This window comes from Psychrobacter sp. TB20-MNA-CIBAN-0197 (assembly GCF_040309765.1).
Lineage (GTDB): Bacteria > Pseudomonadota > Gammaproteobacteria > Pseudomonadales > Moraxellaceae > Psychrobacter > Psychrobacter submarinus.
Genome location: NZ_JBEOPC010000010.1, coordinates 70,661 through 87,686 on the forward strand (window position 1 = coordinate 70,661; position 17,026 = coordinate 87,686).

At 45.7% G+C, this 17,026-nt stretch carries 15 protein-coding genes and 1 tRNA gene; 4 read left to right on the forward strand and 12 right to left on the reverse strand.

Annotated features, from left to right (window positions below):
- Window positions 1–188: 188 nt before the first annotated feature.
- The 7 genes from rseP to rimO all read right to left on the reverse strand — a co-directional run bounded on the left by rseP (window position 189) and on the right by rimO (window position 7,869).
- Window positions 189–1,571: an RIP metalloprotease RseP gene (rseP, locus tag AAEY83_RS04780; protein ID WP_025647082.1), complete on the reverse strand. Its 1,383-nt coding sequence runs from the start codon at window positions 1,569–1,571 to the stop codon at window positions 189–191.
- A gap of 34 nt (window positions 1,572–1,605) precedes the next feature.
- Window positions 1,606–2,838, reverse strand: coding sequence for a 1-deoxy-D-xylulose-5-phosphate reductoisomerase (ispC, locus tag AAEY83_RS04785; protein WP_025647083.1), 1,233 nt, complete (start codon window positions 2,836–2,838; stop codon window positions 1,606–1,608).
- A gap of 53 nt (window positions 2,839–2,891) precedes the next feature.
- Complete coding sequence (locus AAEY83_RS04790) at window positions 2,892–3,701, reverse strand: phosphatidate cytidylyltransferase (RefSeq protein ID WP_025647084.1); 810 nt, start codon at window positions 3,699–3,701, stop codon at window positions 2,892–2,894.
- A 107-nt stretch (window positions 3,702–3,808) separates the two neighbouring features.
- The gene (uppS, locus tag AAEY83_RS04795; protein WP_025647085.1) at window positions 3,809–4,558 is read right to left on the reverse strand and encodes a polyprenyl diphosphate synthase; all 750 of its coding nucleotides are present in this window, start codon (window positions 4,556–4,558) and stop codon (window positions 3,809–3,811) included.
- Between the two features lie 142 nt (window positions 4,559–4,700).
- Window positions 4,701–5,255: a ribosome recycling factor gene (gene frr / locus AAEY83_RS04800; protein ID WP_025647086.1), complete on the reverse strand. Its 555-nt coding sequence runs from the start codon at window positions 5,253–5,255 to the stop codon at window positions 4,701–4,703.
- An 89-nt stretch (window positions 5,256–5,344) separates the two neighbouring features.
- Window positions 5,345–6,070 carry a UMP kinase gene (gene pyrH, locus AAEY83_RS04805; protein ID WP_025647087.1) on the reverse strand — a complete coding sequence of 242 codons (726 nt, stop codon included), beginning with the start codon at window positions 6,068–6,070 and terminating at the stop codon, window positions 5,345–5,347.
- Between the two features lie 215 nt (window positions 6,071–6,285).
- Complete coding sequence (rimO, locus tag AAEY83_RS04810; protein ID WP_025647088.1) at window positions 6,286–7,869, reverse strand: 30S ribosomal protein S12 methylthiotransferase RimO; 1,584 nt, start codon at window positions 7,867–7,869, stop codon at window positions 6,286–6,288.
- A 160-nt stretch (window positions 7,870–8,029) separates the two neighbouring features.
- On the opposite strand from rimO, the gene AAEY83_RS04815 reads away from it, so the two are divergent.
- The 3 genes from AAEY83_RS04815 to AAEY83_RS04825 all read left to right on the forward strand — a co-directional run bounded on the left by AAEY83_RS04815 (window position 8,030) and on the right by AAEY83_RS04825 (window position 11,357).
- Window positions 8,030–9,337 carry a two-component system sensor histidine kinase NtrB gene (locus AAEY83_RS04815; protein WP_025647089.1) on the forward strand — a complete coding sequence of 436 codons (1,308 nt, stop codon included), beginning with the start codon at window positions 8,030–8,032 and terminating at the stop codon, window positions 9,335–9,337.
- 43 nt (window positions 9,338–9,380) lie between these two features.
- A complete protein-coding gene (locus AAEY83_RS04820) occupies window positions 9,381–11,066 on the forward strand; it encodes a sigma 54-interacting transcriptional regulator (RefSeq protein WP_025647090.1) in 1,686 nt (561 codons plus the stop codon).
- 206 nt (window positions 11,067–11,272) lie between these two features.
- Window positions 11,273–11,357 (forward strand) — tRNA-Leu (locus AAEY83_RS04825).
- 75 nt (window positions 11,358–11,432) lie between these two features.
- Here AAEY83_RS04825 and AAEY83_RS04830 read toward each other — a convergent pair.
- A complete protein-coding gene (locus AAEY83_RS04830; protein ID WP_025647091.1) occupies window positions 11,433–12,383 on the reverse strand; it encodes a serine/threonine protein kinase in 951 nt (316 codons plus the stop codon).
- Window positions 12,384–12,588: 205 nt separating this feature from the next.
- Here AAEY83_RS04830 and AAEY83_RS04835 point away from each other — a divergent pair, with 205 nt between their 5' ends.
- A complete protein-coding gene (locus AAEY83_RS04835; protein ID WP_025647092.1) occupies window positions 12,589–13,557 on the forward strand; it encodes an ATP-binding protein in 969 nt (322 codons plus the stop codon).
- A gap of 102 nt (window positions 13,558–13,659) precedes the next feature.
- Here the strand turns inward: AAEY83_RS04835 and AAEY83_RS04840 are convergent, their stop codons facing one another.
- The 4 genes from AAEY83_RS04840 to rarD all read right to left on the reverse strand — a co-directional run bounded on the left by AAEY83_RS04840 (window position 13,660) and on the right by rarD (window position 16,935).
- On the reverse strand, window positions 13,660–14,790 hold the full coding sequence (locus AAEY83_RS04840; protein ID WP_025647093.1) for an MBL fold metallo-hydrolase: 1,131 nt from the start codon (window positions 14,788–14,790) through the stop codon (window positions 13,660–13,662).
- A gap of 32 nt (window positions 14,791–14,822) precedes the next feature.
- Window positions 14,823–15,050, reverse strand: a complete 228-nt coding sequence (locus tag AAEY83_RS04845) for a hypothetical protein (protein ID WP_025647094.1) — start codon at window positions 15,048–15,050, stop codon at window positions 14,823–14,825.
- A 125-nt stretch (window positions 15,051–15,175) separates the two neighbouring features.
- A complete protein-coding gene (locus AAEY83_RS04850) occupies window positions 15,176–15,844 on the reverse strand; it encodes a glutathione S-transferase (protein WP_025647095.1) in 669 nt (222 codons plus the stop codon).
- Window positions 15,845–16,074: 230 nt separating this feature from the next.
- A complete protein-coding gene (rarD, locus tag AAEY83_RS04855) occupies window positions 16,075–16,935 on the reverse strand; it encodes an EamA family transporter RarD (RefSeq protein WP_351058597.1) in 861 nt (286 codons plus the stop codon).
- Between the last annotated feature and the right edge of the window lie 91 nt (window positions 16,936–17,026).

The window sequence follows — 17,026 nt, forward strand, 5'->3', positions numbered from 1 at the left end:
TGCTTATGGCTCATTAAGATAGAATTAGAACACTTTATATAAAACGCATCATAAAATAAACTAAAAATTACGTTAAATAAAGCTTAGCTACTATGAGTATTGTTTATTGCTATTTGTATAATGTTAGGCACAATCCTGCGCAGGCGTTAGTGTAGCGCATTTGGCTCGATATGTCGCGCCGCGTTCGCCTAAAACAGCCGGCTAATATCATTACCAATCGCTAACACCATGAAACCTACTAGCAAGAGTAGACCTATATTTAAGCCTGCGATTTGCACCCCTTCTGGTAGAGGTTTGCCTCGTATAAGCTCAATAGTGTAATAAACAATATGACCGCCATCCAATATCGGAATGGGTAATAAGTTCAATACGGCAAGACTAAGACTTATCAAGGCGGCAGTAGATAGTACCATCTCCCAGCTGATGTCGAAGCTTTGCTTAGCGACTTTGGCAATAGTAATGGGGCCAGATAAATTATCCAACCCTATCATACCTGAGAGCATCTTCCCCATTGAGCTGACCGTCATTACCGCTAACTGTTCGGTTTTCTCAAATGACTTCACCAGTGATTCACCAGGACCATAGACGACGGTATTTTTATAAGCATCAGGGATGACAATATCAGTCTGAGCGACCATCGCGCCAATCTGCCCATAGCGATTGCCTAAATTGTCTTTTTTGCCTTGTGGCATGATCTGTAACTGTAGCGGCTCGCCATCACGCAGCACAGTGAAAGTGAGCAATACTTCTGGGCTATCACGGATAATACGTGTGGCACTAATCCAATCGTTAATAGGGGTATCATCGATAGCGGTAATTTCATCACCGACCTGCATGCCCTGTAAACTTGCCGCACCATCAGCAGTCAAATCGCCAATAATAGGCTCAATAGTTGGCTGCCACGGTAGCGTGCCAAAGCTTGTCAGCGCGTCTTTGCCTTGCGCCTGCCCTTGCATAAAATTAGTCACTGGCGCTTGGTAAGTGGTTCGCTGAGCGCTTGCCGCCTCCATAGCTTGTGATTGTAAGGTAACGCTCACATTATCGGTCTCACCCATACGACTTGCTAAGCGATAGTTGATGTTCTCCCAAGTCTGCACTTCATGACCGTCGATAGCGACAATCTTCTCACCCTCTGGCAGCTGCGCCATAGCGGCTGGCGTGTCGGGCAGTACCTCACCGATAGTAGTCGCTAGCTGCTCTGAGGGCGTCATAAATAACACCCAAAACAAAGCAATGGCGATAATGAAGTTCATGATGGGGCCAGCGGCGACGATAGCTATTTTTTTTAAAGGATGCTGACGATTAAAGGCTAAGTGCTGCTCATGTTCAGCCACCTCACCTTCACGCTCATCAAGCATCTTGACATAGCCGCCAAGCGGCAAAGCAGATACTCGGTAGTCTATACCGCTGCGCTTACTGGTCCAGCCTGCAAGCTTAGGCCCAAAGCCAATAGAATAAGTTAGCACCTTGACGCCGCATAAACGCGCAACGATATAATGCCCCCACTCGTGCAAAGCAATCAGAGGTCCTAGTACAAATATAGCGGCAAGCAGCGTTAATATAAAAGTCATGGATGTCTCAAATTAGGTATAGATTTAAACGACCTCAAACCATCTGTCCCGCTATCTGTCCCGCCATTTGGCCAATAAGCGTCCGTGTGTAGCGGCGTGCGGCGTCATCAATAGCTAAGATATCATCGATACTAGCATCAGCAGTTAAGCTGGCTACTTTGACTTGGCTCAGCGCTTGCTCATTGATATCCGCTATATCAGTTAAGCGTATCTGCTCTGCTAAAAATGCCTCGACCGCAATCTCATTAGCCGCATTCAACACAATAGTCGCCTGAGTGCCCGCCTGCATCGCTTGCCGTGCTAAGCGCAGACAAGCAAATTTCTGCAAATCTGGAGCAATAAACTCTAAAGCACTTAGCGCAAATAAATCTAACGGCTGTGAGCCGCTGTCGATACGCTCAGGATAGCTTAGCGCATGGGCAATGGGCGTCTTCATATCGGGACTACCCAGCTGAGCCAAATAGCTACCATCGTTATATTCTACCATTGAGTGAATGATACTTTGCGGATGAATCACTACGTTTATCTTATCTTCTGGTAAATCAAACAAATGACAGGCTTCAATTAGCTCCAAGCCTTTATTCATCATCGTCGCTGAATCGACAGATATCTTCTGCCCCATGGACCAGTTAGGATGCTTTACTGCTTCAGCGACCCCAGCTTGCTGCATATGCGCAAACGAATGCTGCAAAAAAGGTCCGCCAGAAGCCGTCAGCCAAAGCTTACGCACCCCATAAGAGGATTTGTGAATCTGCGTATTATCTTGCTGAATAGACGGCGGCAAACATTGAAATATGGCATTGTGCTCAGAATCAATCGGTAATAAAGTTGCGCCATGAGTCTTGACCAGTGAGATCATCACTTGCCCGGCCATGACTAGCGCTTCTTTATTGGCTAATAAGATACGCTTACCGGCGCGCGCGGCTTTAAGCGTCGAGGACAACCCTGCCGCGCCAACGATAGCCGCTACCAACGTATCTACTTCATCGTCAGACGCGATATCATCAAGACCGGCAGGACCACCAATAACCTCGCAGTCTAAGCCTGCCTGTGCAAGCTTGGCGGCAAAGTCATCGACCTTATCTATAGGCACACAAACGCGCGCTGGTTTGAACTGCTGGCACAGCTGCAATAGCTTATCTAAACGCTGATGACCTGATAAGGCATAGACATCAAAGTTGTCACTATGCGCTGCTAAAATAGCTAAGGTGCTATCGCCGATGGAGCCCGTCGCGCCAAGTACAGCGATGCGTTGTCTGTTAGTCATAAGCTTAAGGGCCTATAGTATTATCAATAATAGATGAAGAATAAAGAGACTTATCAGCCTACAAGCAGACCAAGCTGCTGTAGACCTAAGAATCCTAAAGCAAATATAGGGGTGGCTGAAAGCAATGAGTCAATACGATCTAGCACGCCGCCGTGTCCTGGTAGGATAGTTCCCGAGTCCTTAACTTTAGCGCGGCGCTTGAGCATCGACTCAAACAGATCGCCTAACACCGATATCAAAATAGTCACCACAGATAAAGCGACAAAAGCCAGCAGTGCAGTACCCGACAATTGCAGCATAAAGACGCTAATACCGATAACGACTAATAAACCGGTAACGACTCCGCCTGCCAGTCCTTCCATGCTCTTATTGGGCGAGACATTTGGCGCCATTTTACGTTTGCCAAGCTTACGGCCAACGAAATAAGCCCCGCTATCAGCGCACCAGACCAATAAGAACACATACATCAGCCACCAAGGCGACTGCTGCCATAAAAAGAACATAGCAGTAATGGAGGCAACCAGTATCACCACCCCCATGGCTGACAGTCTGCGGCCATACCAGCTGGTATGAGTCGGAAACTTACTCACCCAAGATAAAGCCATCAACCATATGATTAAAGAAGCTATCCACCATAATACCCAGGTCATCGGCAATACGAGCGAGATGAGCGTCAGTGCCAAAACAATTAACACAAAAATCGTCGGCTGACGCCATTTTGGCATGAGCTTGGTCCATTCATGGGCTGCAATCGTCACACCAATAGCCAGTAGAGGCGCAAAAAATATAGGGGTTTGGCTTGCAAATAGCGCAATACCTACAATGATAATTAAGACGACTGCTGTTCTAATCCGTTGCCACATACCAATCAAGCCTTATACTCATAGTTGACAGAACTTCAGGGGGTATAGGGTATCTGAGAGTTGACAGACACTTATAACGCACTCATTCACTCTTTTTGTACTATTCGCTAATTAGTCGTTGTACTAGCGACTTGCTCACTAGTCTTGCCAAAGCGGCGCTGACGCTGACTAAACTCCTTTAGCATACCATCAAGCTCTTCTGCGCTAAAATTCGGCCATAATGTTTGCGTAAAAAACAGCTCAGCATAAGCGGATTGCCATAATAAAAAGTTCGATAAGCGGTACTCTCCGCCCGTACGAATCAGCATATCGACCGCAGGCTCATCTGCTAGCTGTACATATGCGCCTAATTTTTCTTTGGTTATCTCTTCCACCGCCAGATGTCCTGTTTGGACTTGCGCGGCGAGCTGTTTTGCAGCGTGGGCAATATCCCACTGACCACCATAACTAATAGCAATCACCAATCTCATAGCATCATAGTGGGCAGTCTGAGCCTCTGCATCGGCCATCTGCGCTTGTAAATCGTCAGACAACTGGCTACGATCACCAATAAAGCGTAGCTGAATTTGATACTTCTGCATACGTGGCAGCTGCTCACTGATAGTCACCGATAATAAGTGCATGAGTAATGCCACCTCGCTCGGTGGTCGCTGCCAATTTTCACTAGAAAAAGCAAATACCGTCAGTACTTCAATGCCTACTTCGCGGCAGTACTCCACGACAGGATCTAGCGCGTCTTTACCTTTTATATGGCCTTCGCCTTTGCCTAATTCGTGTTGTTTGCCATAACGATTGTTGCCATCCATAATAATAGCAATATGTCTGGGCTTTAGGTCTATGTCAGTTTCTGTAAGCATTCTTTAGCCATCTTAGTAGTAATAAATTCTTAGCCATAAAAGCTAACTAATAAAAAACTGGCGTCTCGACAATACCACTTGCAAGAGGCCAGTTCTTCATTGACATTCAGGTTTTGACTTTGCGTTGAATCTAGCAAGCCACTTATACTTCCATCAAATCGCTTTCTTTTGTGCTTAAACGCTTATCGATGGTGTCGATATATTTGTCAGTGATTTTTTGAATATCATCATTAGCGCGGCGCTCATCGTCCTCTGAGATCTCTTTTTCTTTGGCTAGATCTTTGATGTCATTCATCATATCACGGCGAATATTACGAATAGAGACGCGGCTGCTTTCCGCTTCACTACGAGCCAGTTTTTGCATATCGCGGCGAGTCTCTTCGGTCAGTGCCGGCATAGGCACACGAATCACATCGGCGCTCATTGGGTTAAGACCCAAATCAGCTTCGCGAATGGCTTTATCTACTGCTTGTACCATAGTGCGATCAAACGGCTGCACCAGTAAGGTGCGTGAGTCTTCAACGTTAACGCTAGCGACTTGGTTCAATGGCGTGTCGGCACCGTAGTAGCTGACCATGATCCCTGATAGCATGCCAGGATGGGCACGGCCAGTACGCACTTTACTAAAAGTATTATCAAGCGCCTCTAGCGTTTTTTTCATGCGCTCTTCGCCGTCTTGTTTGATTTCTTTAATCATCATATTTCCTTAATTTATCTATACGACAATAGTCATAGTTGCTTATTTTGAAGAGATACGGTTATAAATCGTGGACTGCCGATTTATGACTAGTGATAAACACGAGTGCCTTCATTTTCGCCCATAACGACATTCAATAACGCGTTAGGCTTAGTCATATCGAATACTTGTAGCGGTACATTGTGCTCACGGCACAGGGCAATAGCGGTCAGATCCATGACGCCAAGCTTTTGCTCGAGCACCTCATCAAAAGTGAGGCCATCGTACTTGGTCGCATCGCTATGCAGACTTGGGTCTTTATCATAAACTCCATCAACCTTAGTCGCTTTTAAGATCAGACCAGCTTCAATCTCAATACCGCGCAGGCAAGCAGCGGTATCTGTGGTGAAGAAAGGATTACCGGTACCGGCAACAAAGATACAAACCTCGCCGTTTTTGAGATAACGAATGGCATTACGGCTGCTATAGCTCTCAGTGACTTCGCCAATAGGTAAGGCTGACATCAAGCGCGTTTTGATATTGCGGCGCTCAAGTGCATCACGCATCGCAAGGCCATTCATAACAGTCGCCAGCATCCCCATCTGATCGCCTGTGACTCGGCCTACCAGACCCTCTTGTTGTAATTGGGCGCCGCGATATAAGTTACCACCGCCGACGACGATACCGACTTGCACCCCAAGGCCACGTAGATGAGCGATAGACAGACTCATCTTGTCGAGTACCTCAGTATCAATACCCATGTCTTTGCCGCCCGCTAAGGCCTCGCCTGATAGTTTAAGCAAGATACGCGAAAAACGGGGATTTTTATCAGACATAAGAGCACCTTTTTATCATTAAATATTATCGTTAAATTACTATCAAAACTGTCATCAAGTCGCTGATAGCTTGATCAGCACAGCAAATCAGGCTAAATTGCGCTAATTGTAGCAAAAACTATCCCTTATTGGGCAATTTTCATTCATTGCCTTTGTCATTATGTCTGACGGATATACGCTTTTATTGAGACTTAGCCCTAGCCTTAACCTCAATCTTAACCTTGAAAGCTTGCAAACAAATCGTATTCGCTAGCGTCATCGATAGTCACTGTTAAAAACTGGCCAACTTTTACCGTAGCGTCAATATTGTCGACATAGACATGACCGTCAATCTCTGGCGCGTCCGCGTAACTGCGGCAGATAGCGATATCCTCTTCCACATCAATCTCATCAACTAATACTTGTAGCGTCTTACCGATTCTCTCTTGTAGCTTTTGCGCAGAGATTTCTTGTTGGAGCGCCATAAAACGCTCATAACGCTCCTGCTTCACCGCTTCGGGAACGGGATTTGGCAAGTCATTGGCAACAGCGCCTTCGACTTCTGAATAAGTAAACGCTCCGACTCGGTCTAGACGGGCTTCTACTAGCCAGTCGAGTAGACACTGAAAGTCCTCTTCGGTCTCACCGGGGAAGCCGACCACAAAGGTTGAGCGAATGACAATCTCAGGGCAAATCTCACGCCACGCTTTGATCCGCGCCAAGGTGTTTTCGCTATGCGCGGGGCGTTTCATGGCTTTGAGGATTTTATGACTGGCATGCTGGAACGGAATATCGAGATACGGCAGCAGCTTACCCTCGCCCATCAGCTCAACCACTTTATCGACATGCGGATACGGATAGACATAATGCAGGCGCACCCAAATGCCTAATTGATTAAGCGCTTGGCACATATCATAAAATTTGGATTTGAGCGGCATACCGTTCCAAAAGCTGGTCTTATATTTAAGATCTAAGCCATAAGCTGAGGTATCTTGCGAGATGATAAGTAGCTCTTTGACGCCAGCATTTTTTAGCGCTACCGCTTCATTCATCACCTGATCTATGGAGCGCGAGACTAAATCGCCGCGCAGGCTTGGAATAATACAAAAGGTGCAGCGGTGGTTGCAGCCTTCAGATATCTTTAGATAAGCATAATGGCTTGGCGTCAGCTTGATGCCTGCCTCGTCGATCAGATCGATTTTGGGATTGTAGTCTTTATCTTGCTCTTTAGTAGGGCGCGGCACATGCTGGGCAACAGCAGTAATGACCTCGTCATAAGCATGCGCGCCGGTCACCGACAATACGGCTGGGTGCATAGTACGGATTTTATCCGCTTCTTTGCCCAAGCAGCCGGTGACGATCACTTTGCCATTTTTACTGATGGCTTCACCGATAGCGTCGAGCGACTCTTGTACTGCCGACTCGATAAAACCGCAGGTATTGACGACGACTAAATCTGCGCCGTCGTAATCACCGGCTACTTGATAGCCATCGCGGCTCAGCTCAGTGATAATGCGCTCGCTGTCTACCAAAGCTTTTGGGCAGCCAAGCGACACAAAACCGATTTTGGGCGCAGTGACAGGCGAGCTTGCATGAGCCTGAGCGCTGCTGCTACTTTGTTCGATACTACGGTTTTGGTTATGATTGGCTTTATGATGATACGCTTGAGTAGTGCTGGAGGCTTGCTCAGGACTCTCGCTACTCGGTACTTGCGCAGGATTGAATACTGTCGCGGTGTTTTTTAGCGCGGCATTAGCTGGCGATGGCGCTACCGAATCGGCTAAAATAGTATCATCTGATGGCATAGAATTTTTGGACATAGCTGACCTTGCTTGAGATAAAATGGCTGAGCGCATTGTACGTTTTTTTTGTGATAACTGCTAGTTTTGCCATGCTATGCTGTTGATTTATGGTTAAATGTTATTGATTTAATACATCATCTCTATGAACCATGCCCCCTTTTACTCTATAGGCTTTTTTATGAGCAGCCATTCGCTAGCCTCTGCTACTACGCCCGACTTAGCTTTTATCTCCCAGCAACTATTCACCGCCATCTTATGGGTTGATGATTCCTTAGTTATCGAGTGGATAAATGCGCAAGTAGAGCAGCTACTGGCTATTAGCCGCGGTAGACTGTTAGGGCAATCTATACTCAAATTACTCGCACCCGAAGAGTTAGAGCATATAGCGACAAACCTGTCTATAACGACAGATGATGCTCCAACCGGCCTACTGACTGAGCGTTTTTATCAAGCGCAGCAGTATCAGCAGCCCTTTGTCACTCATGATCATATAATAGATTTTTCTTCTGATAGCCGTGATGTCCTACTCATAGACTATAGCGTAACGCCGGTTGTATATCAGGAAAGACCCTATTTCATCGTTGAGATGTGGGGTAAAGATCGGCAAAGCCGCATCACGGAAGACCAGCGCCAACAGCAGCAATACGAAGTCGCTCGGCAAATGCTGCGCTCGGTGGCTCACGAAGTCAAAAACCCACTTGCCGGTATTCGCGGAGCCGCGCAGCTACTCGTGCGCCAGTTCAATAAAATCCAAAAGCTAGACGGCGACCCCAATGCTTTCTCGCTAAGCTCAAACGACAAAGCCACCACCGCTACGTCTAATATACTATTAGATAAAAGTATGCTTAAAGACAAGCTTCATGGGTATACTGATATCATCATCTCCGAGACCGATCGCTTAACGCAGCTCATCGGTCAGCTGCTAGGGTCCAACCAGCCTGCGCATTGGCAACTCATTAACATCCATCAGCCACTAGAGCATGTCTTGGCCTTAGTCCTTAGTCAGTATCCTAAAGTGACTATAAAGCGTGATTATGACTTATCTCTGCCAGAGCTTACAGCTGACAAAGACCAGCTGATTCAGGTATTTTTAAACTTACTTAATAATGCTTGTGAGTCGATGACCGAATTTGCGCAGTTGCAAGTCGATGCAAACTATCAGCCGCAGTTAGCCATTCAAACACGTATTGCATTTCAGCACACTATCGGTCAGCAGCAGCACAAACAAGTACTACAGCTCTCTATCACTGATAACGGCGGCGGTATAGAATCAAGCTTGCTCGGACAAATATTCTTCCCGATGGTGACGAGCCGCGCGGCGGGTACGGGGCTTGGCTTGTCGATTGTACAAGATATTCTCAGCCGGCATCATGGTATGATTGAAGTGCACTCTAAACAACATAAGAGTGGCAATTCAACTTGCTTTACACTGTACTTGCCGTTTACTCAGCCACTGCACTCACTTAATGCTGTCAGTTATAAATAATCCCTACTGCTAATAATGATAATAACGATGAGTTAATAACACTATGACCACTCTTGCTACTCTATGGCTTATCGATGACGATGCCGCACTACGCTTGGTATTGGCCGACACTTTTACCGAAGCTGATCTGACGGTGATTAGCTTTACACAAGCGCAAGCGGCCTGGACGCGCCTCAATGATATTTTACAAAAGCGCGAGCCTGCATCGCAGCTCCCTGATGTTATCTTGACTGACATTCGTATGCCTATGATGGATGGCCTGTCATTCAGCGATTGGGTGCATAAGCACTTCCCTGAACTGCCTATCGTCATTATGACTGCACATTCCGATCTGACGTCAGCCATCAATAGCTATCAGGCAGGTGCGTTTGATTATCTAGCCAAGCCCTTCGATTTGGATGATGCTGTCGCGATCATTTATAAAGCGCTCAATCATCAGCCAGATAGTGATACTCATCAAGACCGCTTAATGGATCAAAGCCGCACGGCGATAAATAAAGAACCTATAGAATCACACTCTACTCAGAATGCAGACAACCAGCAAAATACTAAAACTGCTAGCGAGGTTAAGAAGCCTGCCTCTACACCAAGCGATAACACCAATCCGAGTGGTATTATCGGGCAGTCGCAAGCCATGCAGACCGTGTTTCGCGCGATTGGCCGTTTGGCTCATTCGCCGATTACTGTACTGATCACCGGTGAGTCAGGTACAGGTAAAGAGCTAGTGGCAAGCGCCCTACATCAGCACTCGCCGCGCGCCAAGCATTCCTTTATCGCGCTAAATATGGCAGCGATTCCGCATGACTTAATTGAATCTGAGTTATTTGGCCATGAAAAAGGCGCTTTTACTGGCGCGACGACGCAGCGTCAAGGCCGCTTTGAGCAAGCTGATGGCGGTACGCTGTTCTTAGATGAAATCGGTGATATGCCGTTTAGTACGCAAACGCGGCTACTGCGTGTGCTCGCGAATGGCGAGTTTTATCGGGTCGGTGGTCAGCAGCCTGTTAAAGTTGATGTGCGTATCATCGCTGCCACCCATCAAAACCTAGAGCAGCTCGTCCAGCAAGGCAAATTTCGCGAAGACTTATTTTATCGCCTCAACGTCATCCGTCTACCGCTGCCGCCTTTGCGAGCCCGCCGAGAAGACATTCCAGCCTTAGCCAGTCATTTTATGCAGCAAGCAGGCAAGCAGATGAACACCGCCGTCAAACAGTTAAGTCCTGATGCTCTGCGTAGTATGCAATCCTTTGACTGGCGCGGTAATGTACGCCAGTTAGAGAACGTTTGTCTTTGGCTGACAGTGATGGCGGCTGGGGATACGGTGCTTACCCAAGATCTGCCTCCTGAACTGCTTGCCGATAATGCTGCGGACTCATTAAGTAATAATAACGCTCAGGCCGCTCTTGCTACTCAAGCAATTCCATCCGCGCAAACCTCGAATAGTACCTCGCCTATCCATTCGCATACTTCTACAGCGATTACTGAAACTTCGATAAGTTGGCAGCAAGCGCTAGCAGACTGGGCTAAACAGTCTTTGCAAGCGGGTGAAACGGACATCCTACAGTTAGCGACCCCAGAGTTTGAGCGTGTACTGTTGAGAGAAGCGCTTAGCCATAGCGGCGGGCGCAAGCTAGCTGCGGCTCAGCTATTGGGTTGGGGCCGTAATACGTTGACACGCAAGCTAACATTGCTTGATGTATCGTCGAGCAAGCCTACTACAGAGGAGTAGCCAAGTCTTTGATTAGCTTGCTTTTCCTATAAAAGGAGTACAGATTTTCATTTAATCTGCAAAAAAATTAAATTAATTTGCAAAAAAGGGTTGCCAAAACTGCGAAACTCTATATAATAGCCAACCACTGAGACGCACTACCGAATCAGTTATCTGTCTGTTAGACGTTTGAATTTAAGCGCTGACGATGATAGAGTGACGATAATGGGGCTGTGGCGGAATTGGTAGACGCACCAGATTTAGGTTCTGGCGCCGCAAGGTGTGAGAGTTCGAGTCTCTCCAGCCCCACCATTTTCGGATAGTACATCTTAGACCAAATATCAAAGCCTGCTTTTTAGCAGGCTTTTTTGTGTTTGTACGTTTATTTTATAATTGTAAGTCCTTCAAAACTGCTTTCATGCTTAGATATCTCTCACTGGTTCGTTTCGCCAAAGCCTTATCCAAAATATCTTGATAATGACTATATTGAAAAGGCAAATTAGGTATCGGCTGCTGACAATGCTGAATCGCCCAGTCTCGCCATGGCTGCGTAGTTGACGACTCAATAGCATAAGGCCTATCGCCTGCCAAAACCTCATACATCATAATCCCAAACGCATAGATATCACTTTGCACCGTACTGCTCTGCCCTTGCCATAGCTCTGGCGCAAGATAAGCTGGCGTACCCGCGCTGTTTTTAACTTGTAGCTTGTTTTTAGAACTGTTTGCAATTGGCCTCGCTAAAGCAAAGTCCGTTAATATTAAGTTCTGCTCTTTATCCATTAAAATATTAGTAGGCTTAATATCGTTATGCAGCCACTCTTTATCATGTAGAGACTTTATAAGCGCTGCCAATTTAACAATAATTAAGTGCTTTTGTGCAAGGGTTAGCGATTGCTTGAGATGTTGCGCCAAACTGCCTTGCGTGTAATAAGGTATAGCAAGCCAAGTGAGTGACTGCTCTTGTCCAAGTATGTTTAAGCGCAAGGTGCCGTAAGCAAGAACGGGCGGCGCGGTAGTGTTTTTTTGAGCGGCTCCATTGCTACTTTGCAAACGGTTTACTACTTTCAGCACCTTTATTTCATGATTCAAGGATGCTGCATCTAAAGAGATATCAGGGCTCAGTTGCCACTTTATCATCACTTGACCAAACTGAGCGTGAATAGCGCAGCTTAAGCCTTGATAGGTTATTGCAGTGTCGTTTTGTTGGCTCAGCCGTTGATGCAAGATATTAAGATAGCCTAGTTGCATGAGCGTATGAGTTATCGTAGGTAAGAGCTTATCAGCTTGCAGTTGCAGCTCTTGTTTTTTTGACCCATGACTTTCTTCATCTTTCATAGTAAAGTAAAGCCCTTATGTGGCTATAGTAGACCTGATTAAAAGTGTTATGCGTTTGATTGACCAGCAAGACTGATAAAATTTTCTGGCGTGCCGTGCCTACGCAGACAAGGCTGCAATAATTCATAGCAGCCTTGCATAACATTTTCATAGTGAACTGACTATATTATCTGCATTAAATTTAACCCAAACGATTAGAATAGATATGTCCGAATCCAAGCCGAACGATCACTACGCCCTACCCGCCCCTTTATTAGCATTGCTTAGCCAGTATCTACAAGAGCACGTCACACCAACCATTGAGATTGACCCAAGCCAGCTTGCGTATCGCTGGGTCGGTGGTCGCAGTGGTCATCTTGAACCCTTAGCAGTAAATCTGTTTTTAAGCTTAGATGACTTACAAGGTATTGAGACCCAAAAAACAAAACTGGTTCAAAACACGCGTCAATTCTTAAAAGGCTTTCCGGCCAATCACGTACTGATGACCGGAACTCGCGGCGCCGGTAAATCATCGCTAATACGCGCTCTACTGCAAGAATATCACAGCGAAGGTTTACGTATTATCGAGATTGCCCGTGATGATCTACAAGTGCTCGATAAAATTCGCGCTGCTATCAAGGCACTGCCTGCTGACACTCAGTGCCGCTATGTCGTGTACTGTGATGATTTGGCCTTTAACGGTCAAGATGAGAGTTATCGGGCGCTAAAAAGCGTGCTTGATGGCGCGCTTGACTCTGAGCAGGACAAGCTTTTAGTATATGCAACCAGTAACCGCCGCCATCTATTACCGCAATTGATGAAGGATAATATTAGTATTTATGATGGACAGACCGATGAGGTTAACCCTTATGAGACTATAGATGAGACCGTGTCTTTATCGGATCGTTTTGGTCTTTGGTTATCCTTTCATCCGATGGATCAACATACTTATCTTCAAATTGTGCAGCATTATCTGAGCTTAGAGCAAGCGAAAATATCGGGTGCTTTAGAAACCCATAACGAGGCTAAAACGACTACGATTGGCGAAGAAGAGCCGCCTCTAGCTGACGATATCAGAGCTGCGGCTTTACGCTGGGCATCAGAGCGCGGCGGACGCTCAGGTCGGGTGGCTTATCAATTCAGTCGTTATTGGAGTGGCAAAACACAATTGGCTGCGACTGATAGTGACTCTTAATAGAGTAAAATAATTTTAATCTTAGCTAAAGTTAACATGGAATGGAAAAGTTACAATGCTGGGCTAAAGCCACAGCCTGCACTACCTCGTTCTGAATAAAGATTAGTCTCTATCAAGCACTGAACCTAAATACTGAACGCTGGATTTGGCAGTGTGCTCACTACCTTTGTTAGTAGTAATTGGTTCGCCTTCGACCGTATATTGCGCAAAGTCCTCAGCTAACCATAACTGATTTTGATAATACCTTTGCGCTTCTAAACGAATATGACTCATATTAGCAGTAGTGCTATTAGGCTTATCAAAGTTTTGATAACGGGCGCTAAAATGGGTCAAGATTAAATGTTGTAGACCGCTATCCTTTGCAAATTGTGCCACTTGCTGAGCGCTACTGTGCATGGGATCAAAGCCTGCGTTGCCCATATTGCCAGAGTTTTTGGCTAAAATACGTGCTTTTACCGCATTAGTATAAGTCGCTTCGTGGACGAGTAGATCCGTATTTTTGATCGATGTGCTTAATAGCTCTGGACTGTCGTTATCCCCTGCCACCACTATCCGTGTGCGCCGCTGATTATTATGGACATAATCAGCTGATGCCAACTGTCGTCCGTCCTCTAAAGTGACATCATGACCTTGTTGTAACTGACCCCATAAAGGGCTAGCGGGAATACCTGCTGCTTTGAGCTTATCTGTATTTAGCACCCGCTGATGAATCGTTTGCGTCACCCCAAAAGCATGCGAAGCCACCCGGTGCGACAGTTTTGTGATATCAATCTCGAGCTGTTGCTGATTGTCTAAAGCTAGAGAGATTTTAGCTCCATTATCAGACAGAACCTCTTCTATCGCTATAAAGTCGATCGCAAAAGGAAAGTGTAGCTCAGTAGTTGATTTTACCGCGTCAAGAAAGTCGTGAATGGCTTTTGGCGCAATAATGGTTAAGGGCGCAGTGCGTCCTGACATTGCGGCACTTGCAAGCAAACCTGGCAGGCCATAACAGTGGTCGCCATGCACGTGCGTGATACAGATAACCGTCAGCTGATGCAAAGACAGCTTAGTCTGAAGCAGTTGCTGCTGCGTGCCCTCGCCGCAATCGATAAGTAGCCAAGGTCGTGATTTTTTGCGAGATTGGTTTTGACTAGATAAATAAGGATTTAGGCATTCGATAGCGAGCGCGGTGACATTACGCTGTTTAGTTGGTACGCCTGCCGAAGTGCCCAAAAAGGTCAGTTGTAGCATAGCTCGCTGCTTACTCCTTAGAGTCCAAAAAACTAGGGAAGCTCACAGATAAAGGTGCGCTTTCCTTCAATTATTTGTCCGCCACTAGCATAACACTCGTTTGCCATATTAGACTCATATGACTTCCAGCCACCATAAAAACTAGCAATACAAAGCAGCGCGACAAGGAGCTTTTGGCCCCAAGACTTGAGCGATATCGGCTGTTGCTCGATGATTTCTTCCTCAAAAGGCTCGTCAGTTACTTTATTTGGCTCTTTCATTATCCTACCTTTTTGAAGCGTTTAATTGTATTCGCTAGCCATTATAACCAAAAAGCGCATCATCAACGAATTGAATGACACGCTTTTGGCTTCTACCTAAAAATCTATTTTACGAGTTTAACCGCTTAGAAGTTAAGACGACCGCCTTTCTCTTCACTACGTTTAAAGGCTGGACGCTCTTCACTGCGTTTAAGCCAGTTTAAGATGTTGGCATATTTTTTTCTATTTAAACCTTCACCCGCATTGGCCCCTAACACTGCTAGATGCATCTGAATATCTGCCGCACTGAATTCAGCACCCGCAAACCACTGATTGTCTTCTAAGTGCTTCTCCATCATCGCAAATATCGGATCTAAGCTTGATTTGACCATGTTATTTTCGATTTGTGCTTGAATCTTTTTGCTGACCGGTTTGATGAGCATCGGCGATTGCTGCACTACTTTGGTAAATACCAAACGCATCACTAACGGCGGCATGACTGACGCTTCTGCAAAGTGTAGCCAAAAGGTATAATTCTCCCAAGCCGCTTCGTTATCGTCACTAGGCTTAAACTGCTGCTCCTTGTCATAGTGCTTGAGTAGATATTCGATAATAAAGCCTGACTCTATCAGCGTCCGTCCATCCGCTTCTAATATAGGCGCATGACCTAGCGGGTGCACCTCTTTTAGACTATCAGGGGCACGGTAGGCTTTGGTACGATTATAACAAGTCAGCTGATAATCAGCCCCCAACTCCTCTAATAACCATAAAATACGAAAAGAGCGCGAGTTTTCTAAATGATGAAGATGCAACATAAATTCTCCTAATAATATTTTGATAAATTGGGCTAGCTGATAAATAGTGAGTGATAAATATAAAAATCAATAATTTAAGATTTTGCTACTTTAATATCATCATATCTCAGTCAAACCGCCATTAATACCAGCAAAGCCCATTACAGTTACCAAAAATAATATCTAACCGGTCAAAATTTTGCCGCATTAGGGTCTATCTATAAATACAGAGTGCGCTCGAAAGCGTTGGCTTATTTTGTATTTAACTTCTCAATCTTACGCGACATTTTCGCTATTTTTCGTTGATAGCGGTTAATTTTACGAAAACGCCTAGCCGCTAATATTCCCTCGATACGGCGATTTTTGAGACGTTGACGCGAAGGAAAACTATGCACCAATGGCTCATTATAGCCATGCAAGCGATCCTCGCGGCGACGATATAGATAACCTCTAGCGCTGTCTATAATCATAATCGTTAAAGCCACTATAATCATACTATACATAAATAATGAGCCGCCCTCATGAAGCCCTTGACTCAAAATCGTAATAGAAAATATAAATAAGAAAATCGGCTCTAAATAGCTCAGCGTTCCAAACAGTGACACCGGCAACTTACTACTCGCCACCATCGTTAGCGACATCGCAAGCGCGCTAAATATTCCTAATAATGGCAGTAAATACCAAAACTTGTTATCGCTGAGCGCTGTACCAAAACCGCCACTGCTATACAACGCAAAAAGCACCACCGGTAATAGTAAAGTTAGATCTGATAATAGACCAGTAATCGGTGGCACAGCTAGCTTGCGGCGCATCAAAAAGTAAGGCGGGTATCCTAAACAGACAAATAAAGTCGCCCAAGATATCGTACCGTATTGATAAACATCATACGCAACGCCGAGCGCCGCTATTAGCGCAGCTAGCCACTGTAGAGCGCTCATATATTCTTTATAAAAAAATCGTCCTACCATAATCATCACTAATGGCAGTAAAAAATAGCCCAAAGTGACATCGAGCCCTAAGCCATTGACCGGCCCCCACATAAATAGCCAAATCTGGCCGCCCAAAATCGGCGTCGGTAAAATAAATATCAACCACTCTTTTGGGGTTTTTATGGTTTTTAGATAATCTTAGATTAACACACCAAGTGCAACGCTAATTAATATTATAGAACGCCTGCATAGGCGTCTTAAACCCTAATCGTTT

What these genes read in the sequence shown, in the direction of transcription:
- ispC (WP_025647083.1), bottom strand. Translation starts at nt 2,838, where the DNA reads ATGACTAACAGACAACGCATCGCTGTACTTGGCGCGACGGGCTCCATC.
- rseP (WP_025647082.1), bottom strand. Translation starts at nt 1,571, where the DNA reads ATGACTTTTATATTAACGCTGCTTGCCGCTATATTTGTACTAGGACCT.
- uppS (WP_025647085.1), bottom strand. Translation starts at nt 4,558, where the DNA reads ATGCTTACAGAAACTGACATAGACCTAAAGCCCAGACATATTGCTATT.
- AAEY83_RS04830 (WP_025647091.1), bottom strand. Translation starts at nt 12,383, where the DNA reads ATGAAAGATGAAGAAAGTCATGGGTCAAAAAAACAAGAGCTGCAACTG.
- AAEY83_RS04790 (WP_025647084.1), bottom strand. Translation starts at nt 3,701, where the DNA reads ATGTGGCAACGGATTAGAACAGCAGTCGTCTTAATTATCATTGTAGGT.
- AAEY83_RS04835 (WP_025647092.1), top strand. Translation starts at nt 12,589, where the DNA reads ATGTCCGAATCCAAGCCGAACGATCACTACGCCCTACCCGCCCCTTTA.
- AAEY83_RS04850 (WP_025647095.1), bottom strand. Translation starts at nt 15,844, where the DNA reads ATGTTGCATCTTCATCATTTAGAAAACTCGCGCTCTTTTCGTATTTTA.
- AAEY83_RS04820 (WP_025647090.1), top strand. Translation starts at nt 9,381, where the DNA reads ATGACCACTCTTGCTACTCTATGGCTTATCGATGACGATGCCGCACTA.
- rimO (WP_025647088.1), bottom strand. Translation starts at nt 7,869, where the DNA reads ATGTCCAAAAATTCTATGCCATCAGATGATACTATTTTAGCCGATTCG.
- AAEY83_RS04840 (WP_025647093.1), bottom strand. Translation starts at nt 14,790, where the DNA reads ATGCTACAACTGACCTTTTTGGGCACTTCGGCAGGCGTACCAACTAAA.
- AAEY83_RS04815 (WP_025647089.1), top strand. Translation starts at nt 8,030, where the DNA reads ATGAGCAGCCATTCGCTAGCCTCTGCTACTACGCCCGACTTAGCTTTT.
- pyrH (WP_025647087.1), bottom strand. Translation starts at nt 6,070, where the DNA reads ATGTCTGATAAAAATCCCCGTTTTTCGCGTATCTTGCTTAAACTATCA.
- AAEY83_RS04845 (WP_025647094.1), bottom strand. Translation starts at nt 15,050, where the DNA reads ATGAAAGAGCCAAATAAAGTAACTGACGAGCCTTTTGAGGAAGAAATC.
- frr (WP_025647086.1), bottom strand. Translation starts at nt 5,255, where the DNA reads ATGATTAAAGAAATCAAACAAGACGGCGAAGAGCGCATGAAAAAAACG.